Source organism: Micromonospora sp. NPDC050200 (assembly GCF_040656135.1).
Taxonomy (GTDB): Bacteria; Actinomycetota; Actinomycetes; order Mycobacteriales; family Micromonosporaceae; genus Micromonospora.
This window is the reverse complement of the sequence record NZ_JBFALG010000017.1, coordinates 65,830-81,254: the sequence shown is the minus strand read 5'-3', so window position 1 is coordinate 81,254 and position 15,425 is coordinate 65,830. Positions and strand designations below refer to the sequence as shown.

Annotated in this window: 25 protein-coding genes; all 25 read right to left on the bottom strand. The window is 68.4% G+C overall.

Features of this window, described 5'->3' with window-relative positions; genetic code table 11:
* Positions 1 to 899: 899 nt before the first annotated feature.
* On the bottom strand, positions 900 to 1,751 hold the full coding sequence (gene map, locus AB0I41_RS14285; protein WP_357106459.1) for a type I methionyl aminopeptidase: 852 nt from the start codon (positions 1,749 to 1,751) through the stop codon (positions 900 to 902).
* A gap of 95 nt (positions 1,752 to 1,846) precedes the next feature.
* Positions 1,847 to 2,500: an adenylate kinase gene (locus AB0I41_RS14280; RefSeq protein ID WP_200206271.1), complete on the bottom strand. Its 654-nt coding sequence runs from the start codon at positions 2,498 to 2,500 to the stop codon at positions 1,847 to 1,849.
* The gene (secY, locus tag AB0I41_RS14275; protein ID WP_357106456.1) at positions 2,501 to 3,829 is read right to left on the bottom strand and encodes a preprotein translocase subunit SecY; all 1,329 of its coding nucleotides are present in this window, start codon (positions 3,827 to 3,829) and stop codon (positions 2,501 to 2,503) included.
* Between the two features lie 232 nt (positions 3,830 to 4,061).
* Positions 4,062 to 4,505, bottom strand: coding sequence for a 50S ribosomal protein L15 (rplO, locus tag AB0I41_RS14270; RefSeq protein WP_357106454.1), 444 nt, complete (start codon positions 4,503 to 4,505; stop codon positions 4,062 to 4,064).
* The gene (gene rpmD / locus AB0I41_RS14265; RefSeq protein WP_007073018.1) at positions 4,505 to 4,687 is read right to left on the bottom strand and encodes a 50S ribosomal protein L30; all 183 of its coding nucleotides are present in this window, start codon (positions 4,685 to 4,687) and stop codon (positions 4,505 to 4,507) included. The genes rplO and rpmD overlap by 1 nt, the downstream gene beginning before the upstream one ends.
* Entirely contained in the window at positions 4,687 to 5,301 is a 615-nt protein-coding gene (rpsE, locus tag AB0I41_RS14260) for a 30S ribosomal protein S5 (protein WP_091102580.1), read from the bottom strand. Before rpsE ends, rpmD begins: the two co-directional genes overlap by 1 nt.
* Before the next feature lie 33 nt (positions 5,302 to 5,334).
* Positions 5,335 to 5,712 carry a 50S ribosomal protein L18 gene (gene rplR / locus AB0I41_RS14255; protein WP_172894548.1) on the bottom strand — a complete coding sequence of 126 codons (378 nt, stop codon included), beginning with the start codon at positions 5,710 to 5,712 and terminating at the stop codon, positions 5,335 to 5,337.
* 64 nt (positions 5,713 to 5,776) lie between these two features.
* Entirely contained in the window at positions 5,777 to 6,319 is a 543-nt protein-coding gene (gene rplF, locus AB0I41_RS14250) for a 50S ribosomal protein L6 (protein WP_357106450.1), read from the bottom strand.
* Between the two features lie 16 nt (positions 6,320 to 6,335).
* Entirely contained in the window at positions 6,336 to 6,743 is a 408-nt protein-coding gene (rpsH, locus tag AB0I41_RS14245; RefSeq protein ID WP_007465270.1) for a 30S ribosomal protein S8, read from the bottom strand.
* Between the two features lie 72 nt (positions 6,744 to 6,815).
* Complete coding sequence (locus AB0I41_RS14240) at positions 6,816 to 7,001, bottom strand: type Z 30S ribosomal protein S14 (RefSeq protein ID WP_007465272.1); 186 nt, start codon at positions 6,999 to 7,001, stop codon at positions 6,816 to 6,818.
* A gap of 1 nt (position 7,002) precedes the next feature.
* Positions 7,003 to 7,572, bottom strand: coding sequence for a 50S ribosomal protein L5 (gene rplE, locus AB0I41_RS14235; RefSeq protein ID WP_154941822.1), 570 nt, complete (start codon positions 7,570 to 7,572; stop codon positions 7,003 to 7,005).
* Positions 7,572 to 7,892 (bottom strand): 50S ribosomal protein L24, encoded by a 321-nt coding sequence (gene rplX / locus AB0I41_RS14230; RefSeq protein WP_357106449.1) that lies wholly within the window; start codon positions 7,890 to 7,892, stop codon positions 7,572 to 7,574. The genes rplE and rplX overlap by 1 nt, the downstream gene beginning before the upstream one ends.
* Positions 7,889 to 8,257, bottom strand: coding sequence for a 50S ribosomal protein L14 (gene rplN / locus AB0I41_RS14225; protein ID WP_007465279.1), 369 nt, complete (start codon positions 8,255 to 8,257; stop codon positions 7,889 to 7,891). Before rplN ends, rplX begins: the two co-directional genes overlap by 4 nt.
* Before the next feature lie 98 nt (positions 8,258 to 8,355).
* Complete coding sequence (gene rpsQ / locus AB0I41_RS14220; protein WP_357106448.1) at positions 8,356 to 8,634, bottom strand: 30S ribosomal protein S17; 279 nt, start codon at positions 8,632 to 8,634, stop codon at positions 8,356 to 8,358.
* Positions 8,631 to 8,867 (bottom strand): 50S ribosomal protein L29, encoded by a 237-nt coding sequence (gene rpmC, locus AB0I41_RS14215; RefSeq protein ID WP_357106445.1) that lies wholly within the window; start codon positions 8,865 to 8,867, stop codon positions 8,631 to 8,633. Before rpmC ends, rpsQ begins: the two co-directional genes overlap by 4 nt.
* Positions 8,867 to 9,292 (bottom strand): 50S ribosomal protein L16, encoded by a 426-nt coding sequence (gene rplP / locus AB0I41_RS14210; protein ID WP_088647000.1) that lies wholly within the window; start codon positions 9,290 to 9,292, stop codon positions 8,867 to 8,869. Before rplP ends, rpmC begins: the two co-directional genes overlap by 1 nt.
* A 3-nt stretch (positions 9,293 to 9,295) precedes the next feature.
* On the bottom strand, positions 9,296 to 10,153 hold the full coding sequence (gene rpsC / locus AB0I41_RS14205; RefSeq protein ID WP_357106442.1) for a 30S ribosomal protein S3: 858 nt from the start codon (positions 10,151 to 10,153) through the stop codon (positions 9,296 to 9,298).
* Entirely contained in the window at positions 10,153 to 10,611 is a 459-nt protein-coding gene (gene rplV, locus AB0I41_RS14200; RefSeq protein WP_357106439.1) for a 50S ribosomal protein L22, read from the bottom strand. The genes rpsC and rplV overlap by 1 nt, the downstream gene beginning before the upstream one ends.
* A gap of 40 nt (positions 10,612 to 10,651) precedes the next feature.
* A complete protein-coding gene (rpsS, locus tag AB0I41_RS14195; RefSeq protein ID WP_007073032.1) occupies positions 10,652 to 10,933 on the bottom strand; it encodes a 30S ribosomal protein S19 in 282 nt (93 codons plus the stop codon).
* Positions 10,934 to 10,945: 12 nt separating this feature from the next.
* Complete coding sequence (gene rplB, locus AB0I41_RS14190; protein WP_357106435.1) at positions 10,946 to 11,785, bottom strand: 50S ribosomal protein L2; 840 nt, start codon at positions 11,783 to 11,785, stop codon at positions 10,946 to 10,948.
* Between the two features lie 12 nt (positions 11,786 to 11,797).
* Positions 11,798 to 12,100 (bottom strand): 50S ribosomal protein L23, encoded by a 303-nt coding sequence (gene rplW / locus AB0I41_RS14185; RefSeq protein WP_073834931.1) that lies wholly within the window; start codon positions 12,098 to 12,100, stop codon positions 11,798 to 11,800.
* Positions 12,097 to 12,747 (bottom strand): 50S ribosomal protein L4, encoded by a 651-nt coding sequence (rplD, locus tag AB0I41_RS14180; protein WP_357106432.1) that lies wholly within the window; start codon positions 12,745 to 12,747, stop codon positions 12,097 to 12,099. Before rplD ends, rplW begins: the two co-directional genes overlap by 4 nt.
* Positions 12,744 to 13,409, bottom strand: a complete 666-nt coding sequence (gene rplC / locus AB0I41_RS14175) for a 50S ribosomal protein L3 (RefSeq protein ID WP_357106430.1) — start codon at positions 13,407 to 13,409, stop codon at positions 12,744 to 12,746. Before rplC ends, rplD begins: the two co-directional genes overlap by 4 nt.
* Positions 13,410 to 13,420: 11 nt before the next feature.
* Positions 13,421 to 13,729: a 30S ribosomal protein S10 gene (gene rpsJ / locus AB0I41_RS14170; protein ID WP_007073037.1), complete on the bottom strand. Its 309-nt coding sequence runs from the start codon at positions 13,727 to 13,729 to the stop codon at positions 13,421 to 13,423.
* 353 nt (positions 13,730 to 14,082) lie between these two features.
* Positions 14,083 to 15,276 (bottom strand): elongation factor Tu, encoded by a 1,194-nt coding sequence (tuf, locus tag AB0I41_RS14165; protein ID WP_357106427.1) that lies wholly within the window; start codon positions 15,274 to 15,276, stop codon positions 14,083 to 14,085.
* Positions 15,277 to 15,425: the final 149 nt, after the last annotated feature.

Here is a 15,425-nt window from a genome sequence, read left to right as displayed (position 1 = left end):
ATCAAGATCGGAGGCCCGCGCCAGCCGCGGCTCCGACTCCCACCGAAGCGCGTAGTGGGCATGCCGGAGTGGACGCTGTGCGCCGATCAGAAAGTGTACGCCCGCGTGCGGGCCGTCGCCAAACCGGCCACCCCGCCCGTCACCCGCATAAAGGAAAACGGACACCCGATGATGTCTCACCCGCCGGCGGGCCCTGCCGCCGTCCCGCCGTTGCGTCCCGCCGTTTGCGTCCCCGAGCATGACGGCCAGCGCGACGACGGCGTGCAGCAGGTCGGCGCTGGAAGGGGCCTGTCCGATCGAGGGGCGCGGGCCGGAGCGCCTCCGGCCGGGCGAGGTCACCCCGCCGTCTGACGCTTGCGAACCTGATGCCGGCCGGAACACCGCACCCGATCGCCTCCGCCTGGACGAGTTCACCTTGCCGCGAGGCTGGTGGGCCTGACGCCGTCGGGGCATGATGCCCGGCCGTCTCCGGCTGGACGAGCTCATCCCGCCGCGACGCTGACGTGCCTGACGCCGGCCAGGGGCAAGGCGCCCGAGCGCCTCCGGCCGGACGAGCTCACCCCGCCACGACGCAGGTGGGCCTTACGTCCGCGGCGGGAACCGGTGCCCTCTCCGGCGGGACAGGTGACCCCGCCGCGAATCACGTCCGACTGGTACCGACCACGGCGAGTCGTTCACGTCATCAGCTCCAAAGCAGCTCGACAAGCCCAACCGGGCCGGACCTCGAAACCTCCGGCCGAGTCAGCAACCGCGGGAGACGTGGCGGACCGGCCCACGTGGCGGGCCGGCCCACGCGGCGGACCAGCCCACGCGGCGGACCAGCCCACGCGGCGGACCAGCCCACGCGGCGGGTCCGTCGACCGAGGCCGGCGTGGAGGCCGGCGAGCCGCCGGGCCGGGTCAGGACCCGGCGGACCGGGTCGGCTGCCGGGCGGTGACCAGGTCGCCCAGTCGGGCCCGTCCGCCGTCGAAGGCGGTCAGCACCCAGACCCCGTCGGGCAGCAGCGCCATGGAGTGCTCCACGTGCACCGCCATCGACCCGTCCCGGGTGACGACCGTCCAGCCGTCGGCCAGTTCGACGGTGCGCGGCGACCCCATGGTGATCATCGGCTCGATCGCCAGCGCCAGGCCCGGCACCAGGCGCGGGCCCTTGCCCGGCCGGCCGTGGTTGAGCACGTGCGGGTCCTGGTGCATCTCGGTGCCGATGCCGTGCCCGCCGTAGCCGTCGACGATGCCGTACCGGCCGCCCTTGCGGACCGCGTTCTCCACCGCGTGCGAGATGTCGGTCAGCCGGCCCCTGCCGCTGGCGGCGCCCCGCGCCGCGGCAGCGATCCCGGCCCACATGGCGTCCTCAGCCACCTCGGCCATCTTCAGCAGCGCCGGGTCGACCTCGCCCACCGCCACGGTGATCGCGGCGTCGCCGTGCCAGCCGTTCAGCACCGCGCCACAATCGATGGAGATCAGGTCACCGTCGCGGAGCACCTGCTGCGCCGACGGGATGGCGTGCACCACCTGCTCGTTGACCGACGAGCAGATCGAACCGGGGAAGCCGTGGTAGCCCTTGAACGAGGGGATCGCCCCCGCCTCGCGGATCGTCGACTCGGCGATCGCGTCCAGGTCGGCGGTGCTGACCCCGGGCGCGACGGCCTCCCGCATGCGACGCAGGGCCTCGGCGACCACCAGGCCGGCGGCCCGCATCTTCTCGATCTGGTCGGGGGTCTTCAGCTGGATGTCCAGCTGGGGACGGCGCATGGAGCGGTTACCTTTCGTTGCCGGACAGCGATCAGCGGGGCACGTCGCACGTACCCCGCTGTTCGCACTCTATCCGCCGGATCCCGGCCGGGACCTCAGCCGCCGTACGACCGCAGCGCGTCGATGGCGCGGACCGTGACGTCCTCCACCGGCCCGGTGGCGTCTATCCCGACCAGCTTGCCCTGGGCGCCGTAGTAGTCGACCAGCGGCGCCGTCTTCTCGGCGTACTCCCGCAGGCGGGCCGCGATGGTCTCCGGCTTGTCGTCGTCCCGCTGGAACAACTCGGCGCCGCAGCGGTCGCAGATGCCCTCACGCGTCGTGGCGTCGAACTCGACGTGCCAGATCTTGCCGCAGCCCCGGCAGGTGCGCCGGCCGGAGAGCCGCCGGATCACCTCGTCGTCGTCGACGACCAACTCCAGCACCAGGTCCAGCGCGGTGCCGAGGTCCGCGAGGAGCTTGTCCAGCGCGGCAGCCTGCGGTGTCGTACGCGGGAAGCCGTCGAGCAGGAAGCCCTCGGCGGCGTCCGGCTCGGCGAGCCGGTCCCGCACCATGTTGATGGTGACCTCGTCGGGAACCAGCTTGCCGGCGTCCATGTACCGCTTGGCCTCGACGCCCAGCGGCGTGCCCTGCGAGACGTTCGCCCGGAAGATGTCGCCGGTCGAGATCTTCGGCACAGAGAGGTGCGCGGCGATGAACTCCGCCTGTGTGCCTTTGCCCGCGCCCGGCGGGCCAACCAGAACGAGTCGCATCTACCGCAGGAACCCTTCGTAGTTCCGCTGCATGAGTTGGCTCTCGATCTGCTTCACGGTCTCGAGACCGACGCCGACCATGATGAGCACAGCGGTGCCGCCGAACGGGAAGTTCTGGAACTGCTGGCTGTTCAGCCAGATGAAGAAGAAGTTCGGCAGGATCGCGACGATGCCCAGGTACAGCGCGCCCGGCAGGGTGATCCGGCTGAGGATGAAGTCGAGGTACTCGGCGGTCGGCTTGCCGGGGCGGATGCCCGGCACGAAGCCGCCGTACTTCTTCATGTTGTCCGCGACCTCGGTCGGGTTGAACGTGATCGACACGTAGAAGTACGTGAAGAAGATGATCAACAGGAAGTAGATCGCGATGTGCAGCGGCGAGGCCGGCGCCACGATGTTGTTCTGGATCCAGGCCTGGGTCTTGCCCGGGTTGTTCGGGTTGAAGAACTGGAGCGCCAGCTGCGGCAGGTAGAGCAGCGACGAGGCGAAGATGACCGGGATGACACCCGCCTGGTTGACCTTCAGCGGGATGTAGGTCGAGGTGCCGCCGTACATCCGCCGGCCGATCATCCGCTTGGCGTACTGGACCGGGATCCGGCGCTGCGCCTGCTCGATGAAGCAGACCGCGGTGATGACCACCAGGACCAGGGCGAGCACCAGGACGAACTTCGCCCAGCCCTCGTTGGTCTTGATCTTCCAGCCCTCGCTGGGGAGCCGGGCGGCGATCGAGGTGAAGATGAGGACCGACATGCCGTTGCCGACGCCGCGGTCGGTGATCAGCTCGCCGAGCCACATCACCATGCCGGTGCCGGCGGTCATGGTCATGACCAGGATGGTCAGCGTGAGCCAGTTCGGGATGCCGGTGCCCTCGGGCACGATCGGGAACTGGTCGCACTGGTTGTTGAAGAGCTGACCGGAGCGGGCCAGCGCCACGAAGGCCGACGACTGGAGGATGCCCAGGCCGAGGGTCAGGTAGCGGGTGTACTGGGTGATCTTCGCCTGGCCGGCCTGGCCCTCCTTGCGGAGCTGCTCCAGCCGCGGGATGACCACCGTGAGCAGCTGCAGGATGATCGACGCGGTGATGTAGGGCATGATGCCCAGCGCGAAGACCGAGAGCTGCAGCAGCGCACCCCCGGAGAACAGGTCCAGCAGGTTGAGCACCCCAGTGTTCTGGCCCTGGATGGTGTCGAGGCACTTCTGCACGTTGCCGTACGAGACGCCGGGGCTGGGCAGAGTGGCGCCGAGCCGGTAGACCGCGATGATGCCTACTGTGAACAGCAGCTTCTTGCGCAGGTCAGGCGTACGGAACGCACTGAGAAAGGCGGACAGCAACTTCTTCCTCCTGCGCGAGGCGGGCCGCCGGTGATCCCTGGCGGGGCGGGGTGGGTGCCGGGCGAGCGCCCGATATCCATAGCTGGGAAGGGACTCTAACAGCCCGCTCCCCGTCCGGGCAGATGCGCCCGGCTACATAAACCGAATCCGATGTTACCCGGCGCACACATGCCGGGGAGAGCATGGCGCCCGCCCAGTCGCGGACAACTGAGCGGGCGACATGTGACGTGCCTTACAGCTCGGTGACGGAGCCACCGGCGGCGGCGATCTTCTCCTTGGCCGACGCACTGAACGCGTGCGCCGAGACCTGGAGAGCCACACCACCGAGGTCGCCGGTGCCGAGAACCTTGACCGGCTGACCCTTGCGGACCGCGCCGGCCTCGACCAGCTCCTGCGGGCCGACCTGGCCGCCGTTCGGGAAGAGCTCGGCGAGCCGGTCCAGGTTGACCACCTGGAAGACGACCTTGAACTTGTTCTTGAAGCCCTTCATCTTCGGCAGGCGCATGTGGATGGGCATCTGCCCACCCTCGAACGCCGCCGAGATGTTCTTACGGGCCTTGGAGCCCTTCGTACCGCGACCGGCGGTCTTGCCCTTGGACGCCTCACCGCGACCCACACGGGTCTTCGCGGTCTTGGCGCCCGGGGCCGGGCGCAGGTGGTGAACCTTGATCGTCATTACTCGACCTCCTCGACCTTCACGAGGTGGTTGACCGCGAAGATCATGCCGCGAATCTCGGGCCGGTCCTCCTTGACCACCACGTCGTTGATCCGCTTCAGACCGAGCGAACGCAGCGAGTCACGCTGGTTCTGCTTGGTCCCGATCTCGGACCGGACCTGGGTGACCTTCAGGCGTGCCATCAGGACGCCACCCCCGCCCGCGACGCCAGCATCGCGGCCGGCGCTACGTCCTCGACCGGCAGACCACGACGGGCCGCGACGGCCTCCGGGGACTCGAGCCCCTTCAGCGCCGCCACCGTGGCGTGCACGATGTTGATCGGGTTGGACGAGCCGAGGCTCTTGGAGAGCACGTCGTGGATGCCCGCGCACTCCAGTACGGCACGCACCGGACCACCGGCGATGACACCCGTACCGGCGGAGGCCGGCTTGAGCAGCACCACACCGGCGGCGTCCTCGCCCTGCACCGGGTGCGGGATCGACTGACCGATCCGCGGCACCTTGAAGAAGTGCTTCTTGGCCTCCTCGACACCCTTGGCGATCGCCGCGGGCACCTCCTTGGCCTTTCCGTAGCCCACGCCGACGGTGCCGTCGCCGTCGCCCACGATCACCAGGGCGGTGAAGCTGAAGCGACGACCACCCTTCACGACCTTGGCGACGCGGTTGATCGCGACGACCCGCTCGAGGTGCGGGGTCTTCTCGACGGGCGCGTTTCCGCGGCCGCCCTCACGGCGGTTGTCGCGGCGACCACCCTCGTTGCCACCGGACCCGCCGCCACGGCGCTGTTGACCTGGCATCAGCAGCCTTCCTTATCTCTCGTGACGGGGTTTCTAGAACTCGAGCCCGGCTTCGCGGGCGGCATCGGCAAGCGCGGCGACCCGCCCCGCGTACCGGTTGCCACCGCGGTCGAAGACGACCTTGGAGACGCCGGCGGCCTTGGCCCGCTCGGCGAGCAGGGCGCCGACCTTGCCGGCCAGGGCGCTCTTGTCGCCCTCCGCACCACGCAGCGAGGCGTCCAGGGTCGAGGCCGACGCCAGGGTGTGACCCTTGGTGTCGTCCACGATCTGGGCGACGATGTGCCGCAGGGAACGGGTGACCACCAGGCGGGGGCGCTCGGCGGTGCCGCTGACGTTCTTGCGGACCCGGAAGTGCCGGCGCGCACGCCCGACGGCACGCTTGGCGGCGACGCCGCGGCGGCGCTTGAGCAGCGTGGCGCTCACTTCTTACCTGCCTTTCCAGCCTTGGCCTCGCAGGGGCGGATGACCTCGCCCATCACTTCTTACCTGCCTTACCGGCCTTGCGGCGGATGACCTCGCCCTGGTACTTCACGCCCTTGCCCTTGTAGGGCTCCGGCGGGCGGATCTTCCGGATGTTGGCGGCGACCTCACCGACCTGCTGCTTGTCGATGCCGGCCACGTGGAACAGCGTCGGCTTCTCCACCGTGAAGGTGATGCCGTCCGGAGCCGGCACCAGCACCGGGTGCGAGAACCCGAGCGCGAACTCAAGGTCCTTGCCCTTGGCGGTGACGCGGTAACCGGTACCGGCGATCTCCAGGCTCTTGCGGTAGCCCTCGGTCACACCGACGATCATGTTGGCGACCAGGGTACGGCTCAGGCCGTGCAGTTCCTTGGCCTTGCGCTCGTCGTTCGGCCGGTTGACGTGCAGCTGGCCGTCCTCGCCCCGCTCCGCCCTGATCGGCTCGGCGAGCGTGTGCGACAGCTCGCCCTTCGGGCCCTTGACCTTGACGGTCTGGCCGTCGATGGTGATGTCGACGCCGGCCGGTACCGGGATCGACTTACGTCCAATACGCGACATTTCTACCTGTCTCCCGTTACCAGACGAAGGCGAGGACTTCCCCGCCAACGCTCCGCTTGCGGGCCTGCCGGTCGGTGAGCAGCCCCTGGGACGTCGAAATGATCGCCACGCCCAGCCCGCCGAGCACCCGCGGGAGCCCGTCCGACTTGGCGTACACCCGGAGACCGGGCTTGGACACGCGCTTGATGCCGGCCAGGCTCCGCTCGCGGTTCTGGCCGTACTTCAGCTCGACGACCAGTCGCTTGCCGACGGCGCCCTCCTCGGGCTCCTCGACCGACCATGTGGCGATGTAACCCTCGGCCTTGAGGACCTCGGCGATGTTCGCCTTGATCTTCGAGTAGGGCATCTTCACCTGGTCGTGGTACGCCTGGTTGGCGTTACGCAGACGCGTGAGCATGTCTGCGATCGGGTCGGTCATCGTCATGAATTCGTCAGCCTTTCTCGCCGGGGTTCCCGGGGCGTTCCGCCCCGGGCCTACGGCGAAGAGCAATAGCTATTACCAGGAAGCCTTGGACACGCCGGGCAGCTCACCGCGGTGGGCCATCTCCCGGATGCACACCCGGCAGAGACCGAACTTGCGGTAGACCGCCTTCGGACGCCCGCACCGCTGGCAGCGGGTGTAAGCGCGAACCGAGAACTTCGGCTTCGCGGCCGCCTTGATGATCAGCGCCTTCTTGGCCATCTCAGTTCTCCTTGAACGGGAAGCCCAGGAGCTTGAGCAGCGCCCGGCCCTCGTCGTCGGTCGTGGCGGTCGTGACCACCGTGATGTCCATGCCCCGCTGCCGATCGATCTTGTCCTGGTCGATCTCGTGGAACACCGACTGCTCGGTCAGACCGAACGTGTAGTTGCCGTGCCCGTCGAGCTTGCGCCCGTCCAGACCGCGGAAGTCGCGGATACGCGGCAGCGCGATCGACAGCAGCCGGTCCAGGAACTCCCACATCCGGTCGCCGCGCAGGGTCACCTTCGCGCCGATCGGCATGCCCTCACGCAGCTTGAACTGCGCGATGGACTTGGTCGCCCGCCGCACCTGCGGCTTCTGGCCGGTGATCGTGGCCAGGTCGCGGACCGCGCCATCGATCAGCTTGGCGTCGCGAGCGGCCTCGCCGACACCCATGTTGACGACGATCTTGACCAGCCGCGGAACCTGCATGGGGTTCGCGTAGCTGTGCTGCTCCTGCAGCTGCGCCACGATCTCGTTACGGTACCGCTCCTTGAGGCGCGGCATGGTCTTGGTTTCGGTAGCCGTGGTCATCACAGGTCCTTACCGGTGCTACGCGCGATGCGGACCTTCTGGCCGTTGTCGTCGATCCGGTACCCGACGCGGGTCGGGTTCCCGTCGGAGTCCAGGACCTGCACGTTGGAGACGTGGATCGGGGCCTCCTGGGTGACGATGCCACCGGTCTTGGCGCCGCGCTGGGTGGTGCTGATGCGGGTGTGCTTCTTGACCCGGTTCACGCCCTCGACCAGGATCTTGTCCTGCCGCGGGTAGGCCGCGATGACCTTGCCCTTGGCGCCCTTGTCCTTGCCGGCGATGACGACGACCGTGTCGCCCTTCTTGACCTTCACGGTCACAACACCTCCGGCGCGAGGGAAATAATCTTCATGAACCGCTTGTCCCGCAGCTCACGACCCACCGGGCCGAAGATACGGGTACCACGCGGGTCCCCACCGTCCTTGATGATGACGGCGGCGTTCTCGTCGAAGCGGATGTACGAGCCGTCCGGCCGCCGCCTCTCCTTGGCGGTGCGGACGACGACCGCCTTGACGACGTCGCCCTTCTTCACACCGGCACCCGGGATCGCGTCCTTGACCGTGGCCACGATGACGTCGCCGATGCTCGCGTAGCGCCGACCGGAGCCACCGAGAACCCGGATGCACAGGATCTCCCGGGCACCCGTGTTGTCGGCGACGCGCAGTCGCGACTCCTGCTGAATCACGTCTATCTCCTATGTCTGCCGGTTCTCCGGCCGCCCGGAGGCGGCCGGAGCCTGGCGGAACCTGCGCCCGACCGAAATCGGCCGAGCTCGAGCCTTCGCTACTTGGCCTTCTCGAGGATCTCCACGATCCGCCACCGCTTGGTAGCGGAGAGCGGCCGGGTCTCCATGATCAGGACCCGGTCGCCGATGCCGGCCGAGTTCTGCTCGTCGTGCACCTTCAGCTTGCTGGTCCGGCGCATGATCTTGCCGTACAGCGCGTGCTTGACCCGGTCCTCGACCTCGACAACGACGGTCTTTTCCATCTTGTCGCTGACCACGAGGCCCTCACGCACCTTGCGGCGGGCCCGCGCGGCGGCGGTGGTGGTGTTCTCGCTCATGATGCAGTCACCTCAGTCGGCGCGGCCGAGAGACCCAGCTCGCGCTCACGCATGATCGTGTAGATCCGGGCGATCTCCCGACGGATGACCTGCAGCCGCCGGTTGTTGTCCAGCTGCCCGGTTGCGGCCTGCACGCGGAGGTTGAACAGCTCCGCCTTGGCCTCGCGCAGCTTCGTGACCAACTCCTCGTCGGAGAGTTCACGCAGCTCGCCAGCCTTAACGCCCGCTGCCATCAGGATTCACCCACTTCGCGCGTAACAATGCGGCACTTCATCGGGAGCTTGTGAATCGCGCGACGCATCGCCTCTCGCGCGATCTGCTCGTTGGGGAAGGACATCTCGAAGAGAACCCGCCCCGGCTTGACGTTGGCGACCCACCACTCGGGCGAGCCCTTACCGGAGCCCATCCGGGTTTCCGCCGGCTTCTTGGTCAGGGCCTGGTCCGGGAAGACCGTGATCCAGACCTTGCCGCCACGCTTGATGTGACGGGTCATCGCGATACGCGCCGACTCGATCTGGCGGTTGGTCACGTACGCCGGCTCGAGAGCCTGGATCCCGAACTCGCCGAACACCACCCGGTTACCACCCTTCGACGCGCCGTGGCGGTCGGGGTGGTGCGGCTTGCGGAAGCCCTTCGGGGGCTTGCGCGGCATCAGCATCTGTCAGCCCTCCTGCTGCGTTTCTGCCGCGGCGGCGACGGCGGAAGCATCCACCGGCTCGCCACTCGGCGTCTCGGCCTGCTGAGCGATGGTGGTCGCAGCAGCCCGGCCGGCCTCGGTGCCACCGGCGGTCGTGCCGGACGAACCCGACCGGCCACGGCGCGGCCGCTCGGGGCGGTCGCCGCGGTCACGGCGCGGGCGGGACGGACCGGCCTCGGCCGGAGCCTCCCGGCCCGGGACCGCGTCGCCCTTGTAGATCCAGACCTTCACGCCGATCCGGCCGAAGGTGGTACGGGCCTCGAAGAAGCCGTACTCGATGTTGGCCCGCAGCGTGTGCAGCGGGACCCGGCCCTCGCGGTAGAACTCGGTGCGGCTCATCTCGGCGCCGCCGAGTCGACCCGACACCTGGACCCGGATGCCCTTGCAGACCGGGTTCTTCATCGCCGACTGCATGGCCTTGCGCATCGCCCGACGGAAGCTGACCCGGCTGGACAGCTGCTCGGCGACGCCCTGGGCGACGAGCTGCGCGTCCGACTCGGGGTTCTTCACCTCGATGATGTTCAGCTGCACCTGCTTGCCGGTGAGCTTCTCCAGCTCGCCGCGGATCCGGTCGGCCTCCGCACCCTTACGGCCGATGACGATGCCCGGCCGGGCGGTGTGGATGTCCACGCGGACCCGGTCGCGGGTGCGCTCGATGTCGACCTTGGAGATGCCGGCGCGCTCGAGGCCCTTGGACATCATCCGGCGGATCTTGACGTCCTCGCCGATGTAGTCCTTGTAGAGCTTGTCCGCGAACCAGCGGGACTTCCAGTCGGTCGAGATGCCGAGCCGGAACCCAGTGGGGTGAACCTTCTGACCCATTACTCGGCGCCCTCCGTCTTGCTCTCCGTCTCAGCGGCCTCGGCCTGCTGCGCCGGGGCGGCCTTCTTCGCCGCGGACTTCTTCGGCGCGGCCGGCGCGACCGCCTCGACCGCCACGGTGATGTGGCAGGTGCGCTTGCGGATCCGGTACGCCCGGCCCTGCGCGCGCGGCCGGAACCGCTTCATGGTCGGGCCCTCGTCGACGAACGCCTCGCTGACGAGCAGCGCGTCGGGGTCCAGCCGCTCGTTGTTCTCCGCGTTGGCGATCGCGCTCGCGAGCACCTTGTACACCTGCTCGCTCGCAGCCTGCGGCGCGAACTGCAGCACCGTGAGCGCCTCCTTCGCGGGCAGGCCGCGGACGAGGTTGACCACCCGGCGCGCCTTCATCGGCGAGATGCGCACGTGCCGCGCAACCGCCCGCGCGCCCGGAAGCACCGGAGCGTCGCCCTTTCCTGGCATCGCTGTAACCCCTTGTTCCTCTATCCGTATGCCCGCGGCGTCAGCGCCGACGGCTCTTCCGGTCGTCCTTCTCGTGACCCTTGAACGTGCGGGTCAGCGCGAACTCGCCGAGCTTGTGCCCGACCATCGCCTCGGTCACGAACACCGGGACGTGCTTGCGTCCGTCGTGCACGGCGATCGTGTGACCCAGCATCTCCGGGATGATCGTCGAGCGCCGCGACCAGGTCTTGATGACGTTCTTCGAGCCCTTGTCGTTCTGCGTCTCCACCTTCTTGAGCAGGTGGTCGTCGACGAACGGGCCCTTCTTCAGGCTGCGAGGCATGTCTTATCTCCCTCAGCCGCGCTTACGCGTGGCGTAGCGGCGGCGGACGATCAGCCGGTCACTCGGCTGGCCCTTACGACGGGTGCGGCCCTCGGGCTTACCCTGCGGGTTGACCGGGTGGCGACCGCCGGAGGTCTTACCCTCACCACCACCGTGCGGGTGGTCGACCGGGTTCATCGCGACACCACGGACGGTCGGGCGCTTGCCCTTCCACCGCATCCGGCCGGCCTTGCCCCAGTTGATGTTCGACTGGTCGGCGTTGCCGATCTCGCCGATGCTGGCGCGGCAGCGCACGTCGACCCGCCGGATCTCACCGGACGGCATGCGAAGGGTCGCGTACGCGCCCTCACGGCCGAGCAGCTGGATGCCGACGCCGGCCGAGCGGGCCAGCTTGGCGCCACCGCCCGGACGAAGCTCCACGTTGTGGATCGTCGTACCGACCGGGATGTTGCGCAGCGGCAGGTTGTTGCCCGGCTTGATGTCCGCGCCCGGCCCGGACTCGACGCGGTCGCCCTGCTTCAGGTCCTTCGGCGCGGTGATGTACCGCTTCTCGCCGTCGGCGTAGTGCAGCAGCGCGATTCGCGCGGTGCGGTTCGGGTCGTACTCGATGTGGGCGACCTTCGCCGGCACGCCGTCCTTGTCGACCCGCTTGAAGTCGATCAGGCGGTACTGCCGCTTGTGGCCGCCACCCTGGTGCCGGGTGGTGATCCGGCCGTGGGCGTTGCGTCCGCCCTTCTTCGGCAGCGGAGCCAGCAGCGACTTCTCAGGCGTCGACCGGGTGATCTCGGCGAAGTCGGCGACGCTGGAGCCACGCCGGCCCGGCGTCGTCGGCTTGTACTTACGGATAGCCATTGTCTACACCCCTCAGCTGACCGGGCCGCCGAAGGCCTCGATACGGTCACCGTCAGCCAGCTTCACGATCGCCCGCTTGGTGGCCTTGCGCTGACCGAAGCCGGTCTTGGTGCGCTTGCGCTTGCCCTCGCGGTTGAGCGTGTTGACCGTCAGGACGCGGACGTTGAAGATCTGCTGGATAGCGATCTTGATCTCGGTCTTGTTCGCGTCCGGGTGCACCAGGAAGGTGTACCAGTTGCGGTTCAGCTCGCTGTAGCTCTTCTCCGAGACGACCGGCGCGACGATGATGTCGCGCGGATCGGCGATCGTGCTCACTTGCCACCCTCCTCGGTGGTCTCGGCGGGAACGCCCAGGAACTCGTCCAGGGCCTCCTTGGTGAAGACCACGTCGTCGGCCACCAGCACGTCGTACGTGTTGAGCTGGCCGGCCTCGATCAGGTGCACCCGCGGCTCGTTGCGCAGCGACACCCAGTTCAGCTCGTCGGTGCTGCTCAGCACGACCAGGACCCGACGGGCCTCGGTCAGCTTGGCCAGCGTGGCCAGAGCGGCCTTGGTCGACGGCTTCTCGCCCGGGACGAAGCCCTCGACGACGTGCACCTGGCCGGCGCGCGCCCGGTCGGAGAGGGCGCCACGCAGGGCGGCGGCCTTCATCTTCTTGGGGGTGCGCTGGCTGTAGTCGCGCGGGACCGGGCCGTGCACCACGCCACCGCCGGCGAACTGCGGCGCGCGGATCGAGCCCTGCCGGGCCCGACCGGTGCCCTTCTGCTTGTACGGCTTCTTGCCGCCACCGGCGACCTCGCCGCGGGTCTTGACCTTGTGCGTGCCCTGGCGGGCCGCCGCGAGCTGGGCCACCACGACCTGGTGCATCAGCGCGACGTTGGCCTGGACGTCGAAGATGTCGGCCGGCAGCTCGACGGAGCCGCTCTTGGCGCCTTCGACGTTGCGGACGTCAACGGTGGTCACTTGGCCGCACCGCCCTTCTTCGCCTTGGTCTTGGCCGCGGTGCGGACCAGGACCAGCGCGCCCTTGGGGCCGGGGATGGCGCCACGGACGAGCAGGAGGTTGTTCTCGGTGTCGACCGCCTGGACGGTCAGGTTCTGGACGGTGTAGCGCACGCCACCCATCCGGCCCGCCATCCGGGTGCCCTTGAAGACGCGACCCGGGGTGGCGCAGGCGCCGATGGAGCCGGGCGAGCGGTGCTTGCGCTCGACACCGTGGCTGGCGCGCAGACCGTGGAAGCCGTGCCGCTTCATCGGGCCGGCGTAGCCCTTGCCCTTGGTCTTGCCGGTGACGTCGATGGCGACGCCGGCCGGGAACTCCTCGACCGTGACCTCCTGGCCCAGCGAGTAGTCCGCGGCGTCCGCGGTGCGCAGCTCGACGATGTGCCGGCGCGGCGCCACGTCCGCCTTCGCGTAGTGCCCGCCCAGCGGCTTCTTGACCTTGCGCGGGTCGATCGTGCCGTAGGCGAGCTGGACTGCGGAGTAACCGTCCTTCTCGGCGCTACGAACCTGGCTGACGACGCACGGGCCGGCCTGAACCACGGTCACCGGGACAACGCGGTTGTTGTCCCAGACCTGGGTCATGCCGAGCTTTGCGCCCAGGATCCCCTTGACTTGCCTGTCCATTTGTCCGGTCCCTACAGCTTGATCTCGATGTCGACGCCAGCCGGCAGGTCGAGGCGCATGAGCGAGTCGACCGTCTTCGGGGTCGGGTCGATGATGTCGATCAGCCGCTTGTGCGTACGCATCTCGAAGTGCTCGCGCGAGTCCTTGTACTTGTGCGGCGAGCGGATGACGCAGAAACGGTTGATCTCCGTGGGCAGCGGCACCGGGCCTGCGACCTGCGCCCCGGTACGCGTCACCGTCTCGACGATCTTCCGCGCCGAGGAGTCGACGACCTCGTGGTCATAGGCCTTGAGCCGGATGCGGATCTTCTGTCCCGCCATGGTGGCTTCTGTTCCTTCTCTCGATGCCGCTGTGTTGCGGGCGCCTGTACCGGCTGGCACAGGCCCACTTCGCCGACCCCCGCGGTCGGGCGTGTCGCGCCCTCGGGCCAGGCTCCGCCCCGGGACTCCAGAGCGGTTCTCAGACCACGCGGTGGGTCAAGGCGCCGATCGCATCACAGCGATCTGGACGCCGTGCGAGGGTGGTTGACCGCCAGGGGCGATCAACCACCCTACGCGCGACTGTTGGCCTCCCGGAGGTCCAGCGTTCACCGGACGCAGGTGACTAACCGTCGTTACGCAACCTGACTAGTATGCCGTACGACCGACGGCAACGCTAATCGGGGTTACCTAGCTCACTTGATGATCTTGGTGACGCGGCCAGCGCCGACCGTACGACCACCCTCGCGGATCGCGAACTTGAGGTTGTCCTCCATCGCGATGGGCTGGATCAGCTTCACGGCCATCGTGGTGTTGTCGCCCGGCATGACCATCTCGGTGCCCTCGGGCAGCGTGACGACGCCGGTGACGTCCGTGGTCCGGAAGTAGAACTGCGGGCGGTAGTTCTGGAAGAACGGGGTGTGCCGGCCGCCCTCCTCCTTGGAGAGGATGTAGACCGTCGCCTCGAACTCCGTGTGCGGGGTCGTGGTGCCCGGCTTGACGACCACCATGCCGCGCTCGACGTCCTCGCGCTTGATGCCGCGGAGCAGCAGACCGACGTTCTCGCCCGCGCGGGCCTCGTCGAGCAGCTTGCGGAACATCTCGATGCCGGTGCAGGTGGTCTTCATCGACTTCTCGCGGATGCCGACGATCTCCACCTCCTCGTTCGGCTTGAGGATGCCGCGCTCGGCGCGACCGGTGACGACGGTGCCACGACCGGTGATCGTGAAGACGTCCTCGATCGGCATGAGGAACGGCTTCTCGGTCTCGCGCTCCGGCTGCGGGATCGCGGTGTCGACCGCGTTCATCAGCTCCATGAGGCGGCCGGTCCACTCCGGGTCGCCCTCGAGGGCCCGCAGCGCCGAGACCCGGACGACCGGCAGGTCGTCACCCGGGTACTCCTGCGAGGAGAGCAGCTCGCGGACCTCGAGCTCGACGAGCTCCAGGAGCTCCTCGTCGTCGACCATGTCGCTCTTGTTGAGCGCCACGACGATGTACGGCACACCGACCTGGCGGGCCAGCAGCACGTGCTCGCGGGTCTGCGGCATCGGGCCGTCGGTCGCCGCGACCACCAGGATCGCGCCGTCCATCTGGGCGGCACCGGTGATCATGTTCTTGATGTAGTCGGCGTGACCGGGGCAGTCGACGTGCGCGTAGTGACGCGCCTCGGTCTGGTACTCGACGTGCGAGATGGAGATCGTGATGCCGCGGGCCTTCTCCTCCGGCGCCTTGTCGATCTCGTCGAACGGCGTGTACGGGTTGAGGTCCGGGTACTGGTCGTGCAGGACCTTCGTGATGGCCGCCGTCAGCGTCGTCTTACCGTGGTCGATGTGACCAATGGTGCCGATGTTGACGTGCGGCTTAGTCCGCTCGAACTTCGCCTTCGCCACTGGTGTCCTCCTGTGGACTTCTTGGTTCGTACGCCCCGGCGCGCCGGTCGGCGCTTAGGACTCTGTCGACAGCCTTTCCGGCCTGACGGCCGGAGAGCTTGGTGGGTTCTGCGGCGATGAAGCCTACAGGCCCGGTCTCACGCAACCCG

Excerpts from the sequence above, each read along its gene's own strand:
- rpmC (WP_357106445.1), bottom strand. The coding sequence starts at position 8,867 with ATGGCAGCGGGCGTTAAGGCTGGCGAGCTGCGTGAACTCTCCGACGAG.
- rplV (WP_357106439.1), bottom strand. The coding sequence starts at position 10,611 with ATGCCAGGAAAGGGCGACGCTCCGGTGCTTCCGGGCGCGCGGGCGGTT.
- AB0I41_RS14240 (WP_007465272.1), bottom strand. The coding sequence starts at position 7,001 with ATGGCCAAGAAGGCGCTGATCATCAAGGCGGCCGCGAAGCCGAAGTTC.
- rplP (WP_088647000.1), bottom strand. The coding sequence starts at position 9,292 with ATGCTGATGCCGCGCAAGCCCCCGAAGGGCTTCCGCAAGCCGCACCAC.
- rpsS (WP_007073032.1), bottom strand. The coding sequence starts at position 10,933 with ATGCCTCGCAGCCTGAAGAAGGGCCCGTTCGTCGACGACCACCTGCTC.
- rplC (WP_357106430.1), bottom strand. The coding sequence starts at position 13,409 with ATGGACAGGCAAGTCAAGGGGATCCTGGGCGCAAAGCTCGGCATGACC.
- rpsC (WP_357106442.1), bottom strand. The coding sequence starts at position 10,153 with ATGGGTCAGAAGGTTCACCCCACTGGGTTCCGGCTCGGCATCTCGACC.
- rplB (WP_357106435.1), bottom strand. The coding sequence starts at position 11,785 with ATGGCTATCCGTAAGTACAAGCCGACGACGCCGGGCCGGCGTGGCTCC.
- rplO (WP_357106454.1), bottom strand. The coding sequence starts at position 4,505 with ATGACGATCAAGGTTCACCACCTGCGCCCGGCCCCGGGCGCCAAGACC.
- rplF (WP_357106450.1), bottom strand. The coding sequence starts at position 6,319 with ATGTCGCGTATTGGACGTAAGTCGATCCCGGTACCGGCCGGCGTCGAC.
- map (WP_357106459.1), bottom strand. The coding sequence starts at position 1,751 with ATGCGCCGTCCCCAGCTGGACATCCAGCTGAAGACCCCCGACCAGATC.
- rpsQ (WP_357106448.1), bottom strand. The coding sequence starts at position 8,634 with ATGAGCGAGAACACCACCACCGCCGCCGCGCGGGCCCGCCGCAAGGTG.
- rpsJ (WP_007073037.1), bottom strand. The coding sequence starts at position 13,729 with ATGGCGGGACAGAAGATCCGCATCCGGCTCAAGGCCTATGACCACGAG.
- rplE (WP_154941822.1), bottom strand. The coding sequence starts at position 7,572 with ATGACCACGGCTACCGAAACCAAGACCATGCCGCGCCTCAAGGAGCGG.
- AB0I41_RS14280 (WP_200206271.1), bottom strand. The coding sequence starts at position 2,500 with ATGCGACTCGTTCTGGTTGGCCCGCCGGGCGCGGGCAAAGGCACACAG.
- rpsE (WP_091102580.1), bottom strand. The coding sequence starts at position 5,301 with ATGCCAGGTCAACAGCGCCGTGGCGGCGGGTCCGGTGGCAACGAGGGT.
- rpmD (WP_007073018.1), bottom strand. The coding sequence starts at position 4,687 with ATGGCACGCCTGAAGGTCACCCAGGTCCGGTCCGAGATCGGGACCAAG.
- rpsH (WP_007465270.1), bottom strand. The coding sequence starts at position 6,743 with ATGACGATGACCGACCCGATCGCAGACATGCTCACGCGTCTGCGTAAC.